Here is a 20,319-nt window from a genome sequence, read left to right as displayed (position 1 = left end):
GGCAGCATGCCTGATAACGCAACTTTCGGCGCGGTGCCCGACGACCTGGTCGAGCTGGGCCGCATTGTCGGGGCCTATGGCATCAAGGGCTGGGTCAAGGTGCAACCGCATTCTGCCCAGGCCGATGTACTGCGCCAGGCTCCAACCTGGTGGCTGACTCGCCTCGCCCCGGAAACGGCGCGGGGCGTTGTCACGTCTGCCGCTCGCGCGTGCAAAATCGTCCAGGCCAGATCGCAGGGCATCAGCGTGGTGGCCCAGCTCGACGGCGTCCTGGATCGCGATCAGGCCGAAGCCCTGCGAGGCCATGCCGTAAAGGTGTCGCGCAGCCTGTTTCCGGCTGCCGCCGACGACGAATACTACTGGGTCGACCTGATTGGCTGCGCGTTCTATACCAATGCCGAGGGCGAGCCTGCACGCGTGGGCGTGGTCGAAGAAGTCTTCGACAATGGTGCCCATGCCATCCTGCGGGTCGTATTGCAGCGCGCGCCCGCACCGGGGGCCGAGCCTGAGCCGCGGTTCGATGCCAAGGGTCGTCCATTGGAAATGCTGGTGCCGTTCGTCGCCGCGCACATCCTGTCGGTAGACCTCCCCGCACGCCGCATCGACAGCAGCTGGCCCACGGAATTCTGATGCGTTTCGACGTCGTCACGCTTTTTCCGGACATGTTCGGAACCGTGCGCGACCTGGGTGTCACAGGGCGCGCGCATGCGCAGGGCCTGTGGGCCCTGCAGGCATGGAACCCACGCGACTTCACGCTCGACCCCCATCGCACGGTTGACGATCGCCCCTACGGCGGGGGGCCCGGCATGGTCATGATGGCGGCCCCACTCGAAGCCGCCGTGGCCGCCGCTCAGCTGGTGCGTACGCAGCAGGGGCTGAAGACCGCTCCGGTGGTGCTCTTGTCGCCCACCGGGCGCCGCTACGATCAGCAGGCCGCGCAGAGCCTGGCGGCGGGCGAGGGCGCCATACTCATCTGCGGCCGTTACGAGGGCGTCGACCAGCGTTTCATCGATCGCTGTGTTACCGATGAGATTTCTCTGGGCGATTTTGTGCTTTCGGGCGGAGAGATCGCTGCGCTGGCGGTGATAGACGCCGCTGTCCGGTTGCTGCCGGGCGCCTTGAACGACGGCGACTCGGCGCTGCAGGATTCGTTCAACGACAATTTGTCCGGGCTGCTCGACAGCCCGCATTACACCCGTCCGGAAGTGCACGCCGGCCTGCCCGTTCCGCCGGAGCTCCTCAGTGGCCATCACGCCAATATCGCCCGGTGGCGGCGTGAACAATCATTGCGCCTGACCGCCACCCGCCGGCCCGAGCTCATCGATCACGCCCGCAAGCAAGGGTGGCTGAGCAAGGCCGATGAACGCTATCTGGCCGAGCTGCAGACCAGCGTCGGCGACTCGCGCACGTAAGCCCCGCATATCAGGCACCCCAACCTCGGTGTGGCGGCAAGCGCATGCCTGCACGCGAACAGTGTCCGGGGCCAACTTCACCCGCTTATCCGCCAGGGGCCGACGTGTCCTGCTCGTCCGCTCGCGTAAGCCCTCGCACTGCTTGGCGCTGCGGTAAGCCGACGTGCTCTCGGCTGCGCGTGCAACTCATCGCTGCCGAGGCCCGGGGTTACGGTCTCGCCGTCGCATCCCATATCCGTTTTGGCACTGGACGCCTGGCAGCATCTCTCTGCCAGGTCCGGGCAAAAAAAGCCTTTACATGTCTGCAAAAAGTGTCATACACTTTTTGCAGACATTAAGCAGGAGGCAGGCATGACCACTCTCAAGGCCCGGCTGGCGCAGGGCGAATTCATTGCGGCGCCGGGCGTGTTCGATTTGATATCCGCGATGCTGGCCGACCGTACGTCGGCGCCCGCGCTCTATGTGACCGGTTACGGCACGGTTGCGTCGCATCTGGGCCTGCCCGACGCGGGGCTGGCCACCTATTCGCAGATGCTGGATCGTATTGCCACCATCTGTGAGCGCGTGACCAAGCCCGTGATCGCCGACGCTGACACGGGCTATGGCGGCTTGCTCAATGTGAGGCATACCGTCCGGGGCTACGAAAAAGCCGGCGTGGCCGCTATCCAGATTGAAGACCAGCAGTTTCCGAAGAAGTGCGGGCACACTCCCCAGCGCCAAGTGGTGCCGGTCGCCGACATGGTCCAGAAGATCCGCGTGGCCGCTGATGCGCGCAGCAGTGAAGAATTCCTGATCGTGGCGCGTACCGACGCACGTTCCGGCCTCGGGCTCGACGAGGCGCTGCGCCGCGGCGAGGCCTATGTCCGCGCAGGTGCCGACGTGCTGTTCATCGAAAGCCCCGAATCCCGCGAGGAGCTGGAAGCGATAGGCCGCAACTTCGACGTCCCTTTGCTGGCGAACATGGTCCATGGCGGCAAGACGCCATTGCTGTCACAAGAAGAGTTGAAGTCGCATGGTTTCCAGGTGGCGATCTATCCCTCGATCGGATTCCTGGCCATGGGCCACGCCCTCGCGCAGGCGTATGCCGCGGTGGTCGAGGAACGTCCGATCCCGGTGGGGCTGTATGACTTCCCCGCATTCCATGAACTGATGGGCTTTCCCGATGTATGGGCGTTCGAGCGCCAGTACGCCGAGGGTCCCGAATCTACCCAAGGAGAATTCCATGCGCGTTAAAGGCAGCGCGACGCTGTTGGGCGACGACGTCGACACCGATACGATCTTTCCGGGGCGCTACCTCGCCGTGCTGCGGCCTGAGGATCAGGCCAAGCACTTGTTCGAGCCGCTGGACGCCGACCTGCGCGCGCGCATCGTGGCCGGAGGGGTGGTGGTAGCCGGCTGGAACTTCGGCTGCGGTTCGTCGCGCGAGCATGCGGTCACCGCCATGCTGGGCGCAGGCATACGCCTGGTCGTGGCCAGATCGTTTTCCCGCATCTTCTTTCGCAATGCGGTCAATAACGGGCTGGCGGTAGTCATCAGCCCCGAGGTCGTGGACGCCGCGCAAGACGGCGGAGAGATCGAGGTCGATCTTGAGCTCGGCCAGGCTCGCGTGGGCGCGCGAGAAGTCCCGTTCACTTCCTTGCCCGCCGAAGTACTCCAGATACTGGTTGCCGGAGGCCTGTGGGCCGCCAAATCCAACAATGCTGAATCCAAGGTGGTGCAATGAGCTATACGCTTGCGGAAAAAATCATGGGTCGACTGGCCGGGCGCGCGGTGCGCGCCGGCGAAATGGTCGAGATCAGCCCGGACTGGACCTTCGCGCTCGATGACGGCATTGGCCTGATCGATCAGAATTTCAAGCGATATGGCATAGAGACGCTGGCGCATCCCGAGCGTATTGCCCTGTTCTATGACCACTACGCACCGGCCGATACGCCGCTGCATGCCCATGTGCAGCGAGTGGGGCGCCAACTGTTCGAACGCTTCGGGTTGCCGCGTGAACGCCTGTTCGACGTGGGCGAGGGCATATCCCACCAGATCGCCGTCGAAAGCGGCATGGTGCATCCCGGCCAGATGGTCACCAATATGGACTCGCACACCATCACGATCGGCGCGGTGGGAGCCGTGGGCTGTGGGATTGGCGGCGCCGAGATGGCCTACCTCTGGTCGAAGGGAAAGTTGTGGTTCCGCGTGCCCGAAAGCATCAAGATCGAACTGACCGGCAGCTTGCGGTCGGGCGCCTCGGCCAAGGATATCGTGCTTGCGATCTTGCAGAAGATCTCCGCGCGGGGGGCCATCTATTCGTCCATTGAATACCATGGCGACGCGATACCTGCGATGAGCATTCCAGAGCGCATGACCCTGTGCAACATGGGTATCGAGATGGGCGCCAAGTTTGCCGTCGTGCCAGGTGATGCCGTCACCAAAGCCCACTTCGACGCGCTGGGCGTGGAAATCGGCGAGATGCCCCAGCCAGATGCAGATGCGCGTTACGTGGCGCACCACCGCATCGATCTCTCGACGTTGCAGCCCCTGCTGGCCGCGCCGAACCGGGTCGATAACATCCATCCGGTGGAGGACTACGCACAGGTCCGTATCAACCAGGCGTTTCTTGGCACTTGCACGAATGGTCGGCTGGAAGATTTTGAAATCGCTGCCAATATCCTGCGTGGCAAGCGCATCGCAGGCGGGGTTCGCATGCTCGTCACGCCCGCTTCGCGCAAGGTCTACATGAAGGCCATGGCGGCGGGTTACATCGAGACCCTCGTGAATGCCGGGGCGACGGTCACCACGCCGGGCTGCGGCGCCTGCGCGGGCATGCACCAGGGCGTGCTGGCCGAACAGGAAGTCTGCATCTCGTCGTCGAGTCGCAATTTCCTCGGCCGCATGGGGCATCGTGATGCTTCCGTATACCTTGGCTCGCCAGCCACCGTCGCCGCCAGCGCGCTGACAGGTTTCATTACCGATCCCCGAACCGTGGCCAGCTAGGCTGCTCAATCCAATAAAACAGGAGACAAATCTATGTGGGACACCTTCACTCAGCACCTGCGCCCTGCGATGCGCAGCGCGATGGCCATGGGCGCTGCGGCGCTGGCCTGTACGCTGGCGCTGCCGGCAAACGCCAAGTATCCGCAGCAGCCGGTCCGTCTGGTGGTGCCGGCATCGCCGGGCGGCACCACTGATATCGCCGCTCGTCTGTTGGCCGAACCATTGGGACAACGGCTCGGCCAGCCGGTGGTGGTGGAAAACCGGCCCGGCGCGTCGGGTTCCATCGCGACGCAGGCCGTGGCGCGCAGTCCGGCTGACGGCTACACGCTGTTATTCCAGAACTCGTCTTTCCATGTCATCACGCCGCAGATCACCAGCAATACGCCATGGGATCCCAAGAAGGACTTCGAGGCGGTTGCCCATGTCATGCTCGCCCCGCAGGTGGTCGTCGTCAATGCCGAGCTGCCCGTCAACACACTGGCCGAGCTGGTGGAGTATGACAAGAAGAATCCCGGAAAACTGAACTACGCCTCATCCGGTATCGGCTCGATGCAGCATGTCGGCGCCGAGTTGCTCAACCAGATGGCAGGCACGAAGTTCATCCACATTCCGTACAAGGGTACCGGCGCGGCATTGGCCGATCTGTTGGGCGGGGCGGTCTCGTTCTCCATCACGACGCCGCCTCCGCTGCTTGGCTACCTGCAGCAAGGCAAGCTGCGCGCGCTGGCCGTGACCAGCCAGCAGCGTCTGCCCAGCCTGCCTGACGTGCCCACGGTGGCAGAGGCGGGCATGCCCGACCTGCAGGCGTCGTCCTGGCTGGCTGTGTATGCGCCGGCGGGGACGCCACGCGATGTGGTCGCCACCTTGAGCAAGGCGATCGGAGAAGTCGTGGCCACCCCCGAGTTCCGTAACAAGGCCGATACCCTGGGCGCGCAGGCCATCTACATGGATGCGCAGGCGCTGTCCGATTACACTCTGGCCGAATACGACAGGTGGGGCGCCATCGTGAAGTCCGCCGGGATACGAATGGAATAGCCCGAGGCCCAGGCCGGCCCTCAGGCTGGCTTGAATACGCCGTCTGGAAGCTCGAGCGTCCAGGCGCCCGAACGCCGCAAATGCCTGCGCATTGCGGCGTCGGCCTTTTCTGGCGACCCTTCGAGTATGGCGTGAATGATATCGGCGTGCTCTTCAGTGCTCTGGGCAATCTGCTCGGCGCCCAATGACTGATTGACCTGTGCCATCACCAGGGGCAGGTGAATGCGCCCCAGCAGCTGAACCAGCTGATCGTTGCCGCCGATCTTCAGTATCGTGCTGTGTACCAGCTGGTTATGCAGCATGAATTCTTTGTTCGAGGCAGCGGGGCCACGCTGCACATCGCGCATAGCGGCTTCCATCAATTGCCGGTTGCCGTTCTTGTCGATCTGTTCTGCCGCGAGTTGAGCCGCCAGCCCTTCGAGCGATTCGCGGATCTGGAACAACTGGCGCATTTCGGTGCGGGTCATGCGACGCACGGCGGCGCCGCGGTTGGGCGTCAGCTCAAGCAAGCCGTCGGCCGCCAGCTGCCCGAACGCCTCTCGCAACGTGCTGCGCCCCACGCCGAGTTCGGTCATGAGTTCGCGCGCGATCAGCCTTTGCCCCAACGCGAAGCGGCCGTAAAGAATGTACTCGCGGATTTTCTGTACGGCCAGGTCGACTGTCTCGCCGCGCCGTTCCGTTCTGCCGCTCACGTCGTCACCATAACCAGGGGCAGCCTCAGGGCGAAGGATAAGACCGCGATTCTAGTTGAACTGCCTACGCGGCGCAAAAGAAACGGGCCCTAGGGGTAGTCCCCATCTTGCCGCGCGGAAGCTCGCTGCTAGCATTGAAAATTATTTCTTCATGAAATTTTCATATGACGCGTCCCGCCTACGCGCCGGCCCCGGGGGCCGATCTCGAGCCGGATATTCCCGTGCCGGCCGGGCCTGCCTCGGTCATTGATTTCTGGCTCGGGCAGCAACTTCGGCAACTGCGCAAGCAGCATGGGTTGTCGCTGGTGACCGTCGCCAAGTCTTGCGGAATTTCAGTGGGAATGCTCAGTCAGGTCGAGCGCGGCCTGAGTTCGCCGTCGGTCAAGATGGTGACTACGCTGGCGGCGCAGTTCAATGTACCCGTCGAGTCCCTGCTGCGCAGCGCGCATCGCTCGGGCGACGATGGCGCGGGGCGTGTGGCCCGTGCGGGCGCGCATCGTCGCATCGACCTGCATGACAAAGGCATCTGGAAAGAAATGTATACGCCGCCGGCAGGCCGCAGCCTGGACCTTTGCCGCGCCCGTATTGCGCCCGGCGGCTCTACGGGAGATGACCTGTTCTCCACCAGCATGGGAGAACAGGTCGGCCTGGTGCTGCGGGGCACGCTGGAACTCTGGATCGAAGACCAGGTCATGCTGCTGCACGCTGGCGACAGCTTCAGCTATTCCAGCCGAACGCCGCGACGCTGGCGAAATCCCGGCTCGGATGTGACGGAGGTCATCTGGGCCATCAGCCGCTTCGACCAAAAGGAGAACTGTCCGTAACCTGCACGCATCCGCCCAGCCAGGCTGGCGGTCAATCGTGCATCGCTTTCCACAACAGCAGGGGAATACCTATGAAACTGAAGATCCTGATGGCCGCTCTGGCCACCACGCTGGCACTGGGCGGCGCAGCCCAGGCGCAAACTGTCCTGAAGGTGGGTTCCACCCCGACGGGCAGTCCATTCACGTTCCTGGACACCAAGACCAACACCATAGAAGGGGTCATGGTCGACATCATCCGGGCCGTGGGCAAAGAGGCCGGGTTCGAGGTTCAGATCGAGCCCATGGCTTTCTCGGCGCTGATCGGTTCGCTGACATCCAAGCGCATCGACCTGATTTCCGCGGCCATGTTCATCACCGAGCCGCGCAAGAAGGTGGTCAGTTTCTCCGAGCCCGTGTATCGCTATGGGGAAGGTTTCATGGTGCCCAAGGACGATGACAAGGCCTACAAGTCGTTCGCCGATATGAAAGGCATGACGGTAGGGGTGCAGGTGGGCACGGCCTTCGTCGAGCCCATTCAGAAGAGCGGCGTATTCAAAGAGGTGAAGCTCTACGACAACCCGCCCGACATGATGCGCGATGCCAATGCGGGCCGCATCCAGGGCGGCTTTATGGATTACCCCATTGCTGCCACCATCATCGCCAAGGGCGCGTATCCCAACCTGAAAATGGCCAAGAGCTACGAACCCACCGTAATGGGCAGCCTGGGAATCGCCACGCGCCAGGAAGACACCGAACTGCTCGGCCGGATCAACAAGGCCCTGGAAAAACTGAAGTCGGATGGCACCATCGACGGCATTTTGAAGAAGTGGGGCCTGGCGGACTGATCCGGACCGCCACGGCAGACCGGCGGCCCCAGGCGGCCGCCGGTGTTATTGAAGCACCACCAGGACGGACTGAACGATGATGGAGTTTTACAACGACGCGCGCGAATTCCTGCCGATTCTGTTGCAGGGCGCCACGCTGACGATACTGGTGACCTTCGGGTCGCTGGTGTTGTCCACGCTGCTGGGCATGGTGTGGGCGCTGATGCGGGTATCGGGCATCAAGCCCCTGGCCAAGTTCAGCGCCGGCATGATCAACGTGCTGCGCGGCATACCCATCATCGTTCTGCTCTTCTACATTTATTTCGTGATGCCGGACATGGGCATCGCGCTGACCGCGGTACAGGCGGCGATCATAGGCCTGGGCATCGCGTATTCCGCCTACCAGGCAGAGAATTTCCGCGCCGGCATCGAAGCCATCGACCGTGGCCAGATCGAGGCCGCCATGGCCATGGGCATGAGCTGGAGCATGACCATGCGCCGCGTCGTGTTGCCCCAGGCAGTGAAAATCGTGCTGCCGCCCTATGGCAACATCATGATCATGATGCTGAAGGATTCTTCGCAGGCGTCCACGATCACGGTGGCCGAGCTGGCATTGCAGGGCAAGCTGATCGCGGTGTCCACCTTCAAGAACGCCACCGTCTTCAGCCTGGTGGCGCTGATGTACCTGGTGATGTGCGTGCCGCTCATCCTGCTTGTACGGCATCTGGAAAAAAGGAGCACGCTCAAATGATCCTGATGAAGGATGTGCGCAAGAGCTTCGGCAAGCTCGAAGTACTGAAAGGCATTGACGCCGAAGTCAGCAAGGGGGAAGTCGTCTGCATCATCGGGCCATCGGGCTCGGGTAAATCGACCATACTCCGCTGCATCAACGGGCTCGAGCGCTACAACGGCGGCAGCATAACGATCGATGGCGTGCCGGTCGATTGCGACGCCCCGTCGATCGTGTCGATCCGTACCCAGGTGTCCATGGTGTTCCAGCGCTTCAATCTGTTTCCCCATCGCACCGCGCTGGAAAACGTGATCGAAGGGCCGGTGTACGTCAAGAAAGAGCCGCGCGCCCAGGCCATCGAGCGCGGACGCGAGCTGCTGGCCAGCGTCGGCCTGGCAGACAAAGAGCACGCGCATCCGCCCCAATTGTCGGGGGGGCAGCAACAGCGGGTGGCGATTGCTCGCGCGCTGGCCATGCAGCCCAAGGCCATTCTCTTCGACGAACCCACTTCCGCGCTGGACCCGGAGCTGGTGGGCGACGTGCTGGGGGTGATGCGCAAGCTTGCCGAGGCCGGCATGACCATGGTGGTCGTGACGCACGAAATGAGCTTCGCGCGCGAAGTCGCTGACCGCGTGCTCTTCATCGATGGCGGCGTCGTGGTGGAGCAGGGCGCCGCCCGGGAAGTACTGAACCAACCGCAGCATCCGCGTACCCAGGATTTCCTGCATCGCGTGCTGCATCCCATGTAAGGAGCCTCCTCATGGCGCATGCGCCATATCCGCTATCGCATTCGTTATGGGCGGCCACCGCCGCGCCGCCACCTGAAACCACTCCTTTGCAAGGCTCGGCGCGCGCCGACGTGCTGGTCATCGGTGGCGGGTACGCCGGGCTCAGCACGGCCCTGCACCTGGCCGAGCGGGGAATCGATACGTTGCTGCTCGAGGCGCGCGAGATCGGTTTCGGCGGTTCGGGGCGAAATGGCGGGCAGGTGATCCCGGGCCTCAAGTACGACCCCGACGACCTCATCCAGATGTACGGCGCGCAGCAGGGCGAGAGGCTCATCCGCTTTGCCGGCTCCACCGCCGACACAGTGTTCGGCCTGATCGAACGTCATGGCATGGACGTTCCGCGCAGGCGAGCCGGCTGGATACAGGGGGCGCATACCGACGAGGCGCTGCAGGTGGCGCATCGGCGAGCCGCGCAGTGGGTCCGCCACGGCGTGGGCGCGCAGGCGCTGGATCGTGCCCAGATTGCGGCCCTCTTGGGCACGGATCATTACCTGGGTGGCTGGGTCGACCCGCGGGCCGGCGCCATCCAGCCGCTGAGCTATGTGCGTGGCCTGGCCCGGGCGGCAATGGCGGCGGGCGTGCGCGTGCACAGCGGCACCCCGGTCGTCAGCCTGAAGCGCGACGCCGCACATTGGGCGGCCACCACCGAAAGCGGCGGCCAGGTGCAGGCGCAGCGTGTCGTGATGTGCACGAACGCTTACGGCACACATCTGTGGCCCGGCCTGCAACAGTCCATTATCGACGCGAACACTTTCCAGGTCGCGACCCGCCCGCTGCCCGAGGACGTGCAGGCCACCATTCTTCCCCAGGGGCACGTGTGTTCGGATACGCGCAACCTGCTGCTGTACTTTCGGCTCGACCATCAAGGGCGCCTGCTCATGGGCGGGCGCGGGCCTTTCCGGGAACCCAAAGGCCCTCAGGATTGGGCGCATCTCGAGCGCGTGGTGGGCAAGCTGTTTCCCCAGGCAGCGGGCATGCCGTTCGAGTATCGGTGGTGCGGCCGGGTTGCGGTCACGCGCGACTATCTTCCCCACTTGCACGAGCCGGAGCCGGGCCTGCTTATCGACATCGGTTGCCAGGGTCGCGGCGTCGGCCTGCAGACGGCCATGGGCCGGGCGCTGGCCGCTTATACGGCGGGAGAGGGCGCGGAAGCCCTGCCGGTGCCCATTACACCCATCAAGGGCTTCCCGCTGTATTCGTTGCGCCGCGTATACGTGAATGCCGTCGTCGCCTGGTACCGCATGAACGACGGAGGGGTGTAGCGCTGGCGGGCGTATTGCGCCGGCGCGTCGGCCCGCGTATGCAGGCGATGCCCGGCGGTGCCGTCATCCCAGCTTCGCGCGTTGCTCGCGCACTTTGGCCAGGGTTTCGTTGAACTGCGCCAGCCGCGCCTTCTCTTGTTCAACCACGGCAGCGGGCGCGCGCTCGACGAAGCTGGCGTTGCCCAGTTTGCCGCTTGCCTTGGCGGCTTCGGCCGCCAGGCGGGCAATCTCCTTGTCGAGCCGCACGCGTTCGGCCGCCACGTCGATTTCCACGTGCAGCATCAGGCGCGCATTGCCCACGACCTGCACGGGTGCACCGGCGTCGGGCAGGGCGTCGACCACGTCAACCTGGCTGAGCTTGGCCAGCGCCGCCAGATAAGGCCCGTTGCGCTTGAGCGTGGCCGCATCGCCCTGCGCCACCAGGGGCACGCGCTGGGCAGGCGACAACCCCATTTCTCCGCGCAAGGCGCGCACGGCTTCCACCTGTGCCTTCAGCTCGGCCACGTCGGCCTCGGCCGCCGTATCGATGGCATCGGCATTGCTGCGCGGATACGGCTGCACGCTCACGCTGTCGGGAACGTCTGGCTGACGCTTGCCGGCCACCACCGATACCTTTTGCCACAACGCCTCGGTGATGAAGGGAATGATGGGATGCGCCAGGCGCAGCACGGCTTCGAGCACCCGGATGAGTGTGCGCCGGGTACCCAGTTGCTGGGCCGGCGTGCCCTGCTGGATCTGCACCTTGGCGAGCTCAACGTACCAGTCGCAGTACTCGTCCCAGACATAGCGGTACAACGCATTGGCCACATTGTCGAAGCGGTAGTCGGCAAAGCCGCGTTCGACTTCGGCTTCCAGGCGCTGCAGCTGGCTGACGATCCAGCGGTCGGCGAACGAAAGCTCGGCAGGATGTTCGCCGGTGAGCTCGTGCCCCTCGGTGTTCATCAGTACATAACGGGTCGCGTTCCACAGCTTGTTGCAGAAATTGCGATACCCCTCGCAGCGCTTCAGGTCGAAGTTGATGTTGCGGCCCAGCGTGGCGTACGCGGCCATGGTGAAGCGCAGGGCATCGGTACCGAAGGCCGGAATGCCGTCGGGATACTGGCGGCGCGTGGCTTTCTCGATGGCGCCGGCCTGCTTGGGGTTCATCAGTCCGTAGGTGCGCTTGGCCACCAGACCGTCGAGGTCGATGCCGTCGATCAGATCGACCGGGTCCAGCGTATTGCCTTTCGACTTGCTCATCTTCTGGCCGTCGGCATCGCGGATCAGGCCATGCACATAGACATGCTTGAAGGGAATCTGTCCGGTCAGGTGGGTGGTCATCATGACCATGCGCGCCACCCAGAAGAAAATGATGTCGAATCCCGTCACCAGCACGCTGGACGGCAGGTATCGCTTCAGGTCCGGCGTCTGTTCGGGCCAGCCCAGGGTGGTGAACGGCACCAGCGCAGACGAGAACCAGGTGTCCAGCACGTCAGGGTCGCGTTTCAGCGGCCCTGTCACGCCCGCGGCGCGCGCCTGTTCCACCGCTTGCGCTTCCGAATGCGCCACAAACACCTGGCCGTCTTCCGAATACCAAGCGGGAATCTGGTGGCCCCACCACAGCTGCCGCGAAATGCACCAGTCCTGGATGTTGTTCAGCCACTGGTTGTAGATGGTGGTCCAGTTTTCCGGATAGAACTTGATGCTGCCGTCGGCCACCACGTCCAGCGCGACGTCGGTGATGCTCTTGCCGGGGTGCAGCGTGCCTTCGGGCGCCGGCTTGCTCATGGCCACGAACCATTGGTCGGTCAGCATGGGCTCGAGCACCACTCCGGTGCGATCGCCCTTGGGCTGCATCATCTTGTGTGGTTCGACCTTGACCAGGTAGTTCTCGGCCTCCAGTTGAGCCACGACGGCCTTGCGCGCCTCGTAGCGCTCCATGCCCTGGAATTGCTTCGGGCCATTTTCGTTGATATGCGCATCCAGCGTGAAGATCACGATCATGGGCAGATCGTGGCGCAGCGCGCACGCGTAGTCGTTGAAGTCGTGGGCGCCCGTGATCTTCACGCAGCCCGTGCCGAATTCGGGGTCGACGAAATCGTCCGCAATGATCGGAATGTTGCGGTCGCACAAGGGCAGTTCGACCATCTTGCCGACCAGGTGCTGGTAACGGGGGTCGTCCGGGTGCACGCACAGGGCACCGTCAGCCAGCATGGTTTCGGGCCGCGTGGTGGCGATGGTCATGCCGCGCAGCGTCACAGTCTGGCCGTCCTTGTCGACAATGGTCTGCGGGCCGTCGACGAACGGATAGAGGATGTGCCACATGTGGCCGTCGACCTCTTCCGACTGCACCTCGAGGTCGGACACAGCCGTCAGCAGCTTGGGGTCCCAGTTGACCAGGCGCTTGCCGCGATAGATCAGCCCCTGCTGATACAGCCGCACGAAGGTCTCGACCACGCCGCGCGACATGCGCTCGTCCATGGTGAAGTACTCGCGCGGCCAGTCCGCAGAGGCGCCCAGCCGGCGTACCTGTCCGGTGATGGTGCTGCCGGACTGTTCCTTCCATTCCCAGACTTTCTCGATGAATTTCTCGCGGCCCAGGTCATGGCGCGACACCTTTTCGGCATCGAGGCGGCGTTCCACCACGATCTGCGTGGCGATGCCGGCGTGGTCGGTGCCGGGTACGAAGACGGTGTCGTCACCCCGCATGCGGTGATAGCGCACGAGCCCGTCCATGATGGTCTGGTTGAACGCGTGGCCCATGTGCAGCGTGCCCGTGACGTTGGGCGGCGGAAACTGAATGACGTAAGGCTCGGGGTCCGACCCCGTTTTTACGTGCTGGCCGGCGGCGAAGTAGCCGCGTCGCTCCCATTCGGCGTACCAGCGGGCCTCGAGCTCGGCGGGCTCGAAGCTCTTGGGCAGATCGGAGGAGTCAGTGTCAGGCATGGAATTGGCTGCAGCGTCGGTCATTACGGGGTTCCGGCAAATACGGGGGCAGGGCCTGCGCGAGGCTCGGCGAACCCACAATTTTAAGATGTATTGGGGACTTGACGGCGTGTTAGAATGCCGGGTTACTGTAAACCTTTCAGAAGTCCCTGTTTTTATTAAGAAAACGGCGGCCGCCGGAACCTTCCGGTAAGGGTCCAGTCTCGAATCCAGTCCCGGAACGCAGCGCCGGGGGCGCGCCGACGTGCACTCAGTCACGGTTCGGCACGCCGCGGCGGCGTGCACCCGCCACTGAAAAAACAGTCAAATCCAGTTTGGAGTTTCCATGTCCGTCGAACGCACTCTCTCGATCATCAAGCCCGACGCCGTCGCCAAGAATGTCATCGGCCAGATCATCGCGCGCTTTGAAAATGCCGGCCTGAAGGTCATCGCCGCGCGCCTGCAGCAACTGTCGCGCGCCGACGCCGAGCGCTTCTACGCCGTCCACAAAGAACGCCCCTTCTTCAAAGACCTGGTCGACTTCATGGTGTCAGGCCCCGTATTCGTGCAAGTGCTCGAAGGCGAAGGCGCCATCCAGAAAAACCGCGACCTGATGGGCGCCACCGATCCGAAGAAGGCCGCCCCGGGCACCATCCGCGCCGATTTCGCCGACAGCATTGACGCCAATGCCGTGCATGGCTCCGACGCCGCCGAGACCGCCGCCGTCGAAGTGGCGTTCTTCTTCCCCGAAATCAATATCCACAGCCGTTGAAGCGGATAATCTGCGCCTGATGCAAGTCATGGAAACCGAACGCGTCAACCTGCTGGGCCTCGATGGCGCCGCCTTGTCCGAGCTGGTCGGGCAATGGGGCGGCAAGCCGTTTCGCGCTCGCCAGTTGCAACGCTGGATGCACCAGCGCGGCGCAGACTCGTTCGACGCCATGACCGACCTGGCCCGTGACTTCCGCGGGCAACTGGCGCAGCACTGCAGTATCCAGGCGCTGCCGGTGAATACCGAGCAGCGCTCTTCAGATGGCACGCGCAAGTGGCTGTTTGATGTGGGGCAGGGCAATGCCATCGAAACCGTCTTCATTCCCGAAGACGATCGCGGCACGCTGTGCGTGTCCAGCCAGGCGGGCTGCGCGGTCAACTGTCGCTTCTGCTCCACGGGTCATCAGGGTTTCAATCGCAACCTGACCGCGAGCGAGATCATCGGGCAACTGTGGTGGGCCAAGCGCGTCCTCGAGGCCGATGCCGGCACGGCCCGGCTTGGCGGGGCGGCGGGCAACGACACGCGTGTTGTCAGCAATGTCGTCATGATGGGCATGGGCGAGCCCCTGCTCAACTACGACCAGCTGTTGCCCGCGTTGCGCCTCATGCTCGACGACAATGCCTACGGCCTGTCGCGCCGGCGCGTCACGGTGTCCACTTCGGGCGTGGTTCCCATGATGGACCGCCTTGCCAACGACTGCCCGGTGGCGCTTGCGGTTTCGCTGCATGCGCCCACCGATGCGTTGCGCAACGAACTCGTTCCGCTCAACAAGAAATACCCGCTTGCCGAGCTGCTGGCCGCGTGCGAGCGCTATCTGGCCAGCGCCCCGCGAGACTTCATCACCTTTGAGTACTGCATGCTCGACGGCATCAACGACACCGATGAGCACGCCAGGGCGCTCATCCAGGTGGCGCGCCAGGTTCGCAGCAAGCTCAACCTCATCCCCTTCAATCCGTTTCCGGCATCGGGCCTGAAACGTTCCCCGGCGGCTCGCGTACGTGTGTTCGCGCAGCGGCTCATGGACGCCGGCATCGTCACCACGGTGCGCAAGACGCGCGGCGACGATATCGACGCGGCCTGCGGCCAGCTGGCCGGAGAAGTCCGCGACCGCACCCGCGTGGCCTTGCGCAACGCCGGTCGTACCATCCCCATCGCACAGGTGCAGGCATGACGCAACAGCTCAATCCGGCTGTCGACGCAAGCGTATCCCCGTTGCAGGCGCAGACCCAGGCCGCCACGGTGGGGCAGGCATTGCAGGCCTTGCGCCTGGCCAAGGGCTGGTCGCTGGAAGAAGTCTCCAGCCGCATCAAGTTTTCAACCCGCCAGATCCAGGCGCTCGAAAACGAACAATGGGGCAAGTTGCCCGGCGGTGTCTCGCTGCGCGGCCTGATCCGCAGCTATGCACGCCTGCTCGGCGCCGACGCCACCGCGATCGTGGCTTCACTCGAGGCCCAGATCGGATCGGGGCCTGGCCCGGCGCCTCGTACACGCCCCATGGCGGTTCCGGTGCATCCGCACGACGACGACCGCGCCAGCATGCCCTGGGGTTGGTGGCTGATCATTCTTGCGCTCCTCGTCGCCTTGCTTGCCTACGCGTTCTGGCAAGGCTGGCTGCCTGCCGACTGGCTGCCGTCCGGGTGGTCGTCCTCGGCCAATCCGTAAACCGTAGACGCATGCAAGAGTTGTCTCCGCCTTGCCACGACGCACCGCCGCCCGCAGTGGGTGCCGCTGCACGCCGGGCCACACGCGCCGTTGTCGTCAAATGGGGCGACCGCCAAGTCGTCATCGGGGGCACGGCGCCGGTCGTGGTGCAGTCCATGACCAACACCGACACGGCCGACGCCATCGGCACCGCCATCCAGGTCAAGGAATTGGCCCAGGCGGGTTCCGAAATGGTGCGCATCACCGTCAACACCCCCGAGGCCGCGCGCGAGGTCATCGCGATCCGCGAGCAGCTCGACCGCATGGGGGTCTCGGTCCCCCTCGTGGGCGACTTCCACTACAACGGGCACAAGCTGCTGACCCAATTTCCGGATTGCGCCCAGGCTCTGTCCAAGTACCGCATCAACCCCGGAAACATGGGAGGCGGCAAGCGCCGTGACGACAACTTCGCCCAGATGATCGAAGTCGCGTGCCGTCACGACAAGCCGGTGCGCATCGGCGTGAACTGGGGCAGCCTCGATCACGAACTCATGGCGCGCAAGATGGACGAGAACAGTCGGCGCGCGCAGCCCTGGGAGGCCCAGGCCGTCATGCGTGATGCCCTGGTCGTGTCGGCCATCAGCAACGCCCTGCGCGCCGAAGAGCTCGGCTTGCGCGGCGACGCCATCGTCCTGTCGTGCAAGGTGAGCCACGTGCAGGATCTCATCGCGGTCTATCGCGACCTGTCCGCCCGCTGTGATTACCCGCTGCATCTGGGTCTGACCGAAGCCGGCATGGGCAGCAAGGGAATCGTCGCCTCGACCGCCGCCTTGTCGGTGCTGTTGCAGCAGGGCATTGGCGACACCATCCGGATTTCACTCACGCCCGAGCCGGGCGGCGACCGCACGCGCGAAGTGATCGTGGCCCAGGAAATCCTGCAAACCATGAATCTGCGGGCGTTCACGCCCATGGTCGTGGCCTGCCCGGGGTGCGGTCGCACCAGCAGCACGTTCTTCCAGGAACTCGCCGACAGCATCCAGTCGTACCTTCGGCGCCAGATGCCGCTGTGGCGTGCCAGTTATCCCGGCGTCGAAAGCATGAATGTGGCGGTCATGGGCTGCGTGGTCAACGGGCCAGGCGAAAGCCGCCACGCCGATATCGGCATCAGCCTGCCGGGCACGGGTGAAGTGCCGGCCGCGCCGGTATTCATCGACGGCGAACGCACGGTCACCCTGAAGGGCGACCATATCGCCGAAGAATTCCAGAACATTGTCGAAGACTACGTCGCGCGCCGCTATGGCGCGCAGGCCAATCACTGAAAACAAGGGTTGAGCCGCCAGGCGCGCCCCCCGGTGCGAGCCATCGCGGCATGAAGAAGATGACGCAAGCTTTCCAGAAGGTTGCCGCCATTCGCGGCATGAATGACGTACTGCCTGGCGATGGCGCGCGCTGGGAACAATTCGAAGACCTGGTAAGGGGCTGGTTGCAGGCGTACGGCTATCGCAACCTGCGTACGCCCGTGCTCGAGCACACGCGGCTCTTCACGCGCGGCATCGGCGAAGTCACCGACATCGTCGAAAAAGAGATGTACTCCTTCACCGACGCGCTCAATGGCGATTCGCTGACGATGCGGCCCGAAATGACCGCCGGCGTGGTGCGCGCCAGTATCGAGCACAACTTGCTCTACGACAGGCCGCAGCGCGTCTACAGCATCGGACCCGTCTTTCGCCACGAACGCCCGCAGCGCGGCCGCTATCGGCAGTTTCACCAGATCGACGTCGAAGCGCTTGGCTTCTCCGGCCCCGACGTCGATGCCGAACTCATCGTCATGCTGGCCCGGCTCTGGAAAATGCTGGGGCTCACCGATATCCGACTCGAGCTGAATTCCCTGGGCCAGCCTGCCGAGCGGGCGGCCCACCGCGCGGCGCTCATCGCCCACCTGGAACGTCACCGCGATGTCCTGGACGAAGACGGCCAGCGACGGCTTTACTCCAACCCGCTGCGGGTGCTCGACACCAAGAACCCCGCCATGCAGGCCATGGCCGACACTGCGCCGCAGATGATCGACTTCCTGGGCGACGAGTCTCGCGCGCACTTCGACGGATTGTGCGCGCTGCTGGCTGACGCAGGCATCGAATACCGTCTCAACCCGCGGCTGGTGCGCGGTCTCGATTACTACAACCTGACCGTATTCGAGTGGGTCACCGATCGCCTGGGGGCCCAGGGTACCGTGTGCGGGGGCGGGCGCTACGATGGCCTGATCGAGTTGCTGGGCGGCAAGCCCGCGCCCGCCGTGGGTTTCGCCATAGGCATGGAACGGCTGCTCGACCTCTGGCAGCAGGTGGCCCCCGCGGTTGCCGTGCCCGAATGCGACGTCTATGTCGTGCACCAGGGGCCGCGGGCCCAGCGCGTTGCCGCGCGCGTGGGCGAACAACTGCGCGATGCCGGTCTGTCGGTCATCGTGCACGCCGGCTCGGCCGGCTTCAAATCGCAATTCAAGCGGGCCGATGCCAGCGGCGCACGGGTTGCGGTTATTCTTGGCAGCGATGAAGTGGCCGCCGGCAACGCCAGCGTCAAGTTCTTGCGTGCCGATGCAGCCGGCGAAGGCTCGCAGCAGCTGGTGCCGCTGGACCGTCTGGCCGACGTTTTGAAAACCAAGGGTTAGCATGGCATACGATCTCGAAGAACAGGAAAAACTCGACGCAATCAAGGCTTGGTGGGCCCGCTACGGCACCCTGGTGGCCACGCTGGCGGCCGTTATCGCGCTCGCCTGGGGCGGCTGGTGGAGCTGGAAGGCCTATCAATCACATCGCGCGAATCAGGCCATGGGCTATTTCGAGGCGCTCGAAGACGCCGCCCGCCTCGGTGGCCCCGATTCGGTCGTTCGCATCAAGGCCGCCGCCTCGACGCTGCGCACCGACTACGCATCCACCGGCTATGCCGCGCGCGGCGCGCTGGTGGCGGCACACGCCCTCGAGCAACAGAACGATGCCGCCGCCGCCCGCGAGCAACTCGAATGGCTTGCCGGGCAGTCGACCCATGCCGCTCTGCAGCCCGTTGCGCGGGTGCGGCTGGCGGGGCTGCTGCTCGACCAGAAGCAATACGACGCCGCGCTGGGTCAGCTCAACAATGCCCCGCCAGCCTTCGCGGCCCTCTACGCTGATCGCCGTGGCGATATCCTGGCGGCCCAGGGTAAGCACGAAGACGCCCGCAAAGCGTGGCAGGCAGCGCTCGACGGTCTGGCCACCACCGAGCCCTTGCGTCAGGCGGTGCAACTGAAACTGGATGCCCTCAGCGGAGCCTGAACGTATGCGTAACTTCCGTCCTGGCCGCGTGTTGCGCGGCATCGCCCTCGCCGCCGGCTTGCTGACTCTGGCCGGCTGCTCGATGTTCTCCAGCAACGATGATCGCTACGAGCCGGCGCCGCTGACCGAATACGCGCCGGGCATGTCGGTCCGCACGATCTGGTCCACTTCGGTCGGCAGTGGTTCGGGCTACGGTTTCGTGCCGGCCGTCGTCGACGACGCGGTCTACGCCGCCACGCCCAACGGATCCGTCGCCAAGCTCGATCTAGCCACCGGCCGCGTGCTCTGGAAGGCCTCGGCCGACACCAAGCTGTCGGCAGGGGTGGGCAGCGACGGCAGCACCACCGTGGTCGCTTCCCCGCTGGGCGAGGTCATCGCCTTTGACGACACTGGCAAAGTCAAGTGGAAAGCACAGGCCTCCAGCGACGTGTCCATTGCGCCCGTCGTCGGCTACGGCGCGGTCGTCGTGCGCAGCGGCGACTACCGCATTCAGGCATTCAACATCGAAACCGGCGAACGCCTCTGGAGCCTGCAGCGCCCCGGCCCGGCGCTGGCCCTGCGCAGCAACGCCCAGATGGTCATGGCCGAAGGCCTGGTCATTACCGGCCTGCCCGGCGGCAAGCTGCTGGCCATCAACGTCGGCAGCGGCAACGTTCAGTGGGAAGGCACGGTGGCCACACCTCGCGGTGCCAGCGACCTCGAACGCCTGACCGACGTCGTCGGCGCACCGCGCATTGCCGGCAACCTGCTGTGCGCGGTGGCATACCAGGGCCGCATCGTGTGCTTCGATGTCACCCAAGGGGGGCGTCCCTTGTGGGCCAAGGACTTCTCCAGCTCCAGCGGCATGGCGCTTGACGGGCAGTTCGCCTATGCGCCCGATCAGCACGGCGTGGTCAGCGCGTTTGCCCTGGACAGCGGCACCAATGTCTGGAAACAGGCAGCCCTGAAGAACCGTCAGCTCACTTCGCCCGCGCCGCTGGGTGGAGCCATCGCGGTCGGCGACCTCGACGGCTACGTCCATTTCCTGTCGCGCAGCGACGGCGGCCTCCTGGCGCGCCTGTCGGTGGGCGGCGGCGCCATCATCTCGCCATTGCAGACCACGCCCCAGGGCGTATTGGTACAGAACGGCAATGGCAATATTGTGCTGCTCGGCACCAACTAACTTT

20 protein-coding genes are annotated in these 20,319 nt (G+C 64.5%); 18 read left to right on the top strand and 2 right to left on the bottom strand.

Annotated features, from left to right (window positions below; genetic code table 11):
* The first annotated feature begins 6 nt into the window (after positions 1-6).
* The 6 genes from rimM (at position 7) to ACV17W_RS05530 (ending at position 5,432) form a co-directional block, all read left to right on the top strand.
* Positions 7-630, top strand: coding sequence for a ribosome maturation factor RimM (gene rimM, locus ACV17W_RS05555; protein WP_462595437.1), 624 nt, complete (start codon positions 7-9; stop codon positions 628-630).
* Entirely contained in the window at positions 630-1,412 is a 783-nt protein-coding gene (gene trmD / locus ACV17W_RS05550; protein WP_462595436.1) for a tRNA (guanosine(37)-N1)-methyltransferase TrmD, read from the top strand. Before rimM ends, trmD begins: the two co-directional genes overlap by 1 nt.
* 351 nt (positions 1,413-1,763) lie before the next feature.
* The gene (locus tag ACV17W_RS05545; protein WP_462595435.1) at positions 1,764-2,645 is read left to right on the top strand and encodes an isocitrate lyase/PEP mutase family protein; all 882 of its coding nucleotides are present in this window, start codon (positions 1,764-1,766) and stop codon (positions 2,643-2,645) included.
* Entirely contained in the window at positions 2,635-3,135 is a 501-nt protein-coding gene (locus tag ACV17W_RS05540; protein WP_462595434.1) for a LeuD/DmdB family oxidoreductase small subunit, read from the top strand. The genes ACV17W_RS05545 and ACV17W_RS05540 overlap by 11 nt, the downstream gene beginning before the upstream one ends.
* Complete coding sequence (locus ACV17W_RS05535) at positions 3,132-4,397, top strand: 3-isopropylmalate dehydratase large subunit (RefSeq protein ID WP_462595433.1); 1,266 nt, start codon at positions 3,132-3,134, stop codon at positions 4,395-4,397. Before ACV17W_RS05540 ends, ACV17W_RS05535 begins: the two co-directional genes overlap by 4 nt.
* Before the next feature lie 69 nt (positions 4,398-4,466).
* Positions 4,467-5,432 (top strand): Bug family tripartite tricarboxylate transporter substrate binding protein, encoded by a 966-nt coding sequence (locus ACV17W_RS05530; RefSeq protein ID WP_462596474.1) that lies wholly within the window; start codon positions 4,467-4,469, stop codon positions 5,430-5,432.
* A gap of 20 nt (positions 5,433-5,452) precedes the next feature.
* Here ACV17W_RS05530 and ACV17W_RS05525 read toward each other — a convergent pair whose 3' ends face one another.
* Positions 5,453-6,124, bottom strand: coding sequence for a GntR family transcriptional regulator (locus ACV17W_RS05525; protein WP_462595432.1), 672 nt, complete (start codon positions 6,122-6,124; stop codon positions 5,453-5,455).
* Positions 6,125-6,288: 164 nt separating this feature from the next.
* Between ACV17W_RS05525 and ACV17W_RS05520 the strand changes: the two genes are divergently transcribed.
* The 5 genes from ACV17W_RS05520 to ACV17W_RS05500 all read left to right on the top strand — a co-directional run bounded on the left by ACV17W_RS05520 (position 6,289) and on the right by ACV17W_RS05500 (position 10,531).
* Positions 6,289-6,948, top strand: coding sequence for a helix-turn-helix domain-containing protein (locus tag ACV17W_RS05520; protein WP_462595431.1), 660 nt, complete (start codon positions 6,289-6,291; stop codon positions 6,946-6,948).
* Positions 6,949-7,019: 71 nt separating this feature from the next.
* Entirely contained in the window at positions 7,020-7,772 is a 753-nt protein-coding gene (locus tag ACV17W_RS05515; protein WP_462595430.1) for an ABC transporter substrate-binding protein, read from the top strand.
* Between the two features lie 76 nt (positions 7,773-7,848).
* Positions 7,849-8,502, top strand: coding sequence for an amino acid ABC transporter permease (locus ACV17W_RS05510; RefSeq protein WP_462595429.1), 654 nt, complete (start codon positions 7,849-7,851; stop codon positions 8,500-8,502).
* The gene (locus tag ACV17W_RS05505) at positions 8,499-9,230 is read left to right on the top strand and encodes an amino acid ABC transporter ATP-binding protein (RefSeq protein WP_462595428.1); all 732 of its coding nucleotides are present in this window, start codon (positions 8,499-8,501) and stop codon (positions 9,228-9,230) included. The genes ACV17W_RS05510 and ACV17W_RS05505 overlap by 4 nt, the downstream gene beginning before the upstream one ends.
* Positions 9,231-9,241: 11 nt before the next feature.
* Positions 9,242-10,531 (top strand): NAD(P)/FAD-dependent oxidoreductase, encoded by a 1,290-nt coding sequence (locus ACV17W_RS05500; protein WP_462595427.1) that lies wholly within the window; start codon positions 9,242-9,244, stop codon positions 10,529-10,531.
* Positions 10,532-10,594: 63 nt separating this feature from the next.
* Here ACV17W_RS05500 and ACV17W_RS05495 read toward each other — a convergent pair whose 3' ends face one another.
* Positions 10,595-13,480, bottom strand: coding sequence for a valine--tRNA ligase (locus tag ACV17W_RS05495; RefSeq protein WP_462595426.1), 2,886 nt, complete (start codon positions 13,478-13,480; stop codon positions 10,595-10,597).
* A gap of 301 nt (positions 13,481-13,781) precedes the next feature.
* Between ACV17W_RS05495 and ndk the strand changes: the two genes are divergently transcribed.
* Genes ndk through bamB form a run of 7 tightly spaced genes read left to right on the top strand, consistent with a single transcriptional unit; the run spans position 13,782 to position 20,315 of the window.
* Complete coding sequence (gene ndk, locus ACV17W_RS05490; protein WP_012248934.1) at positions 13,782-14,207, top strand: nucleoside-diphosphate kinase; 426 nt, start codon at positions 13,782-13,784, stop codon at positions 14,205-14,207.
* 28 nt (positions 14,208-14,235) lie between these two features.
* Complete coding sequence (rlmN, locus tag ACV17W_RS05485; RefSeq protein ID WP_462596472.1) at positions 14,236-15,378, top strand: dual-specificity RNA methyltransferase RlmN; 1,143 nt, start codon at positions 14,236-14,238, stop codon at positions 15,376-15,378.
* On the top strand, positions 15,375-15,869 hold the full coding sequence (locus tag ACV17W_RS05480) for a helix-turn-helix domain-containing protein (protein ID WP_462595425.1): 495 nt from the start codon (positions 15,375-15,377) through the stop codon (positions 15,867-15,869). Before rlmN ends, ACV17W_RS05480 begins: the two co-directional genes overlap by 4 nt.
* Before the next feature lie 11 nt (positions 15,870-15,880).
* Positions 15,881-17,167, top strand: coding sequence for a flavodoxin-dependent (E)-4-hydroxy-3-methylbut-2-enyl-diphosphate synthase (ispG, locus tag ACV17W_RS05475; protein ID WP_462595424.1), 1,287 nt, complete (start codon positions 15,881-15,883; stop codon positions 17,165-17,167).
* Positions 17,168-17,226: 59 nt separating this feature from the next.
* Positions 17,227-18,513 carry a histidine--tRNA ligase gene (gene hisS / locus ACV17W_RS05470; RefSeq protein WP_462596471.1) on the top strand — a complete coding sequence of 429 codons (1,287 nt, stop codon included), beginning with the start codon at positions 17,227-17,229 and terminating at the stop codon, positions 18,511-18,513.
* Between the two features lies 1 nt (position 18,514).
* Entirely contained in the window at positions 18,515-19,153 is a 639-nt protein-coding gene (locus tag ACV17W_RS05465) for a YfgM family protein (protein WP_462595423.1), read from the top strand.
* A gap of 4 nt (positions 19,154-19,157) precedes the next feature.
* Positions 19,158-20,315: an outer membrane protein assembly factor BamB gene (bamB, locus tag ACV17W_RS05460; RefSeq protein ID WP_462595422.1), complete on the top strand. Its 1,158-nt coding sequence runs from the start codon at positions 19,158-19,160 to the stop codon at positions 20,313-20,315.
* Positions 20,316-20,319 lie beyond the last annotated feature (4 nt).

It is taken from the genome of Bordetella sp. MIP270_01_BMS, assembly GCF_054958705.1.
Note: the sequence above shows the minus strand (reverse complement) of the source record. Positions and strands in the feature narration are given on the sequence as shown.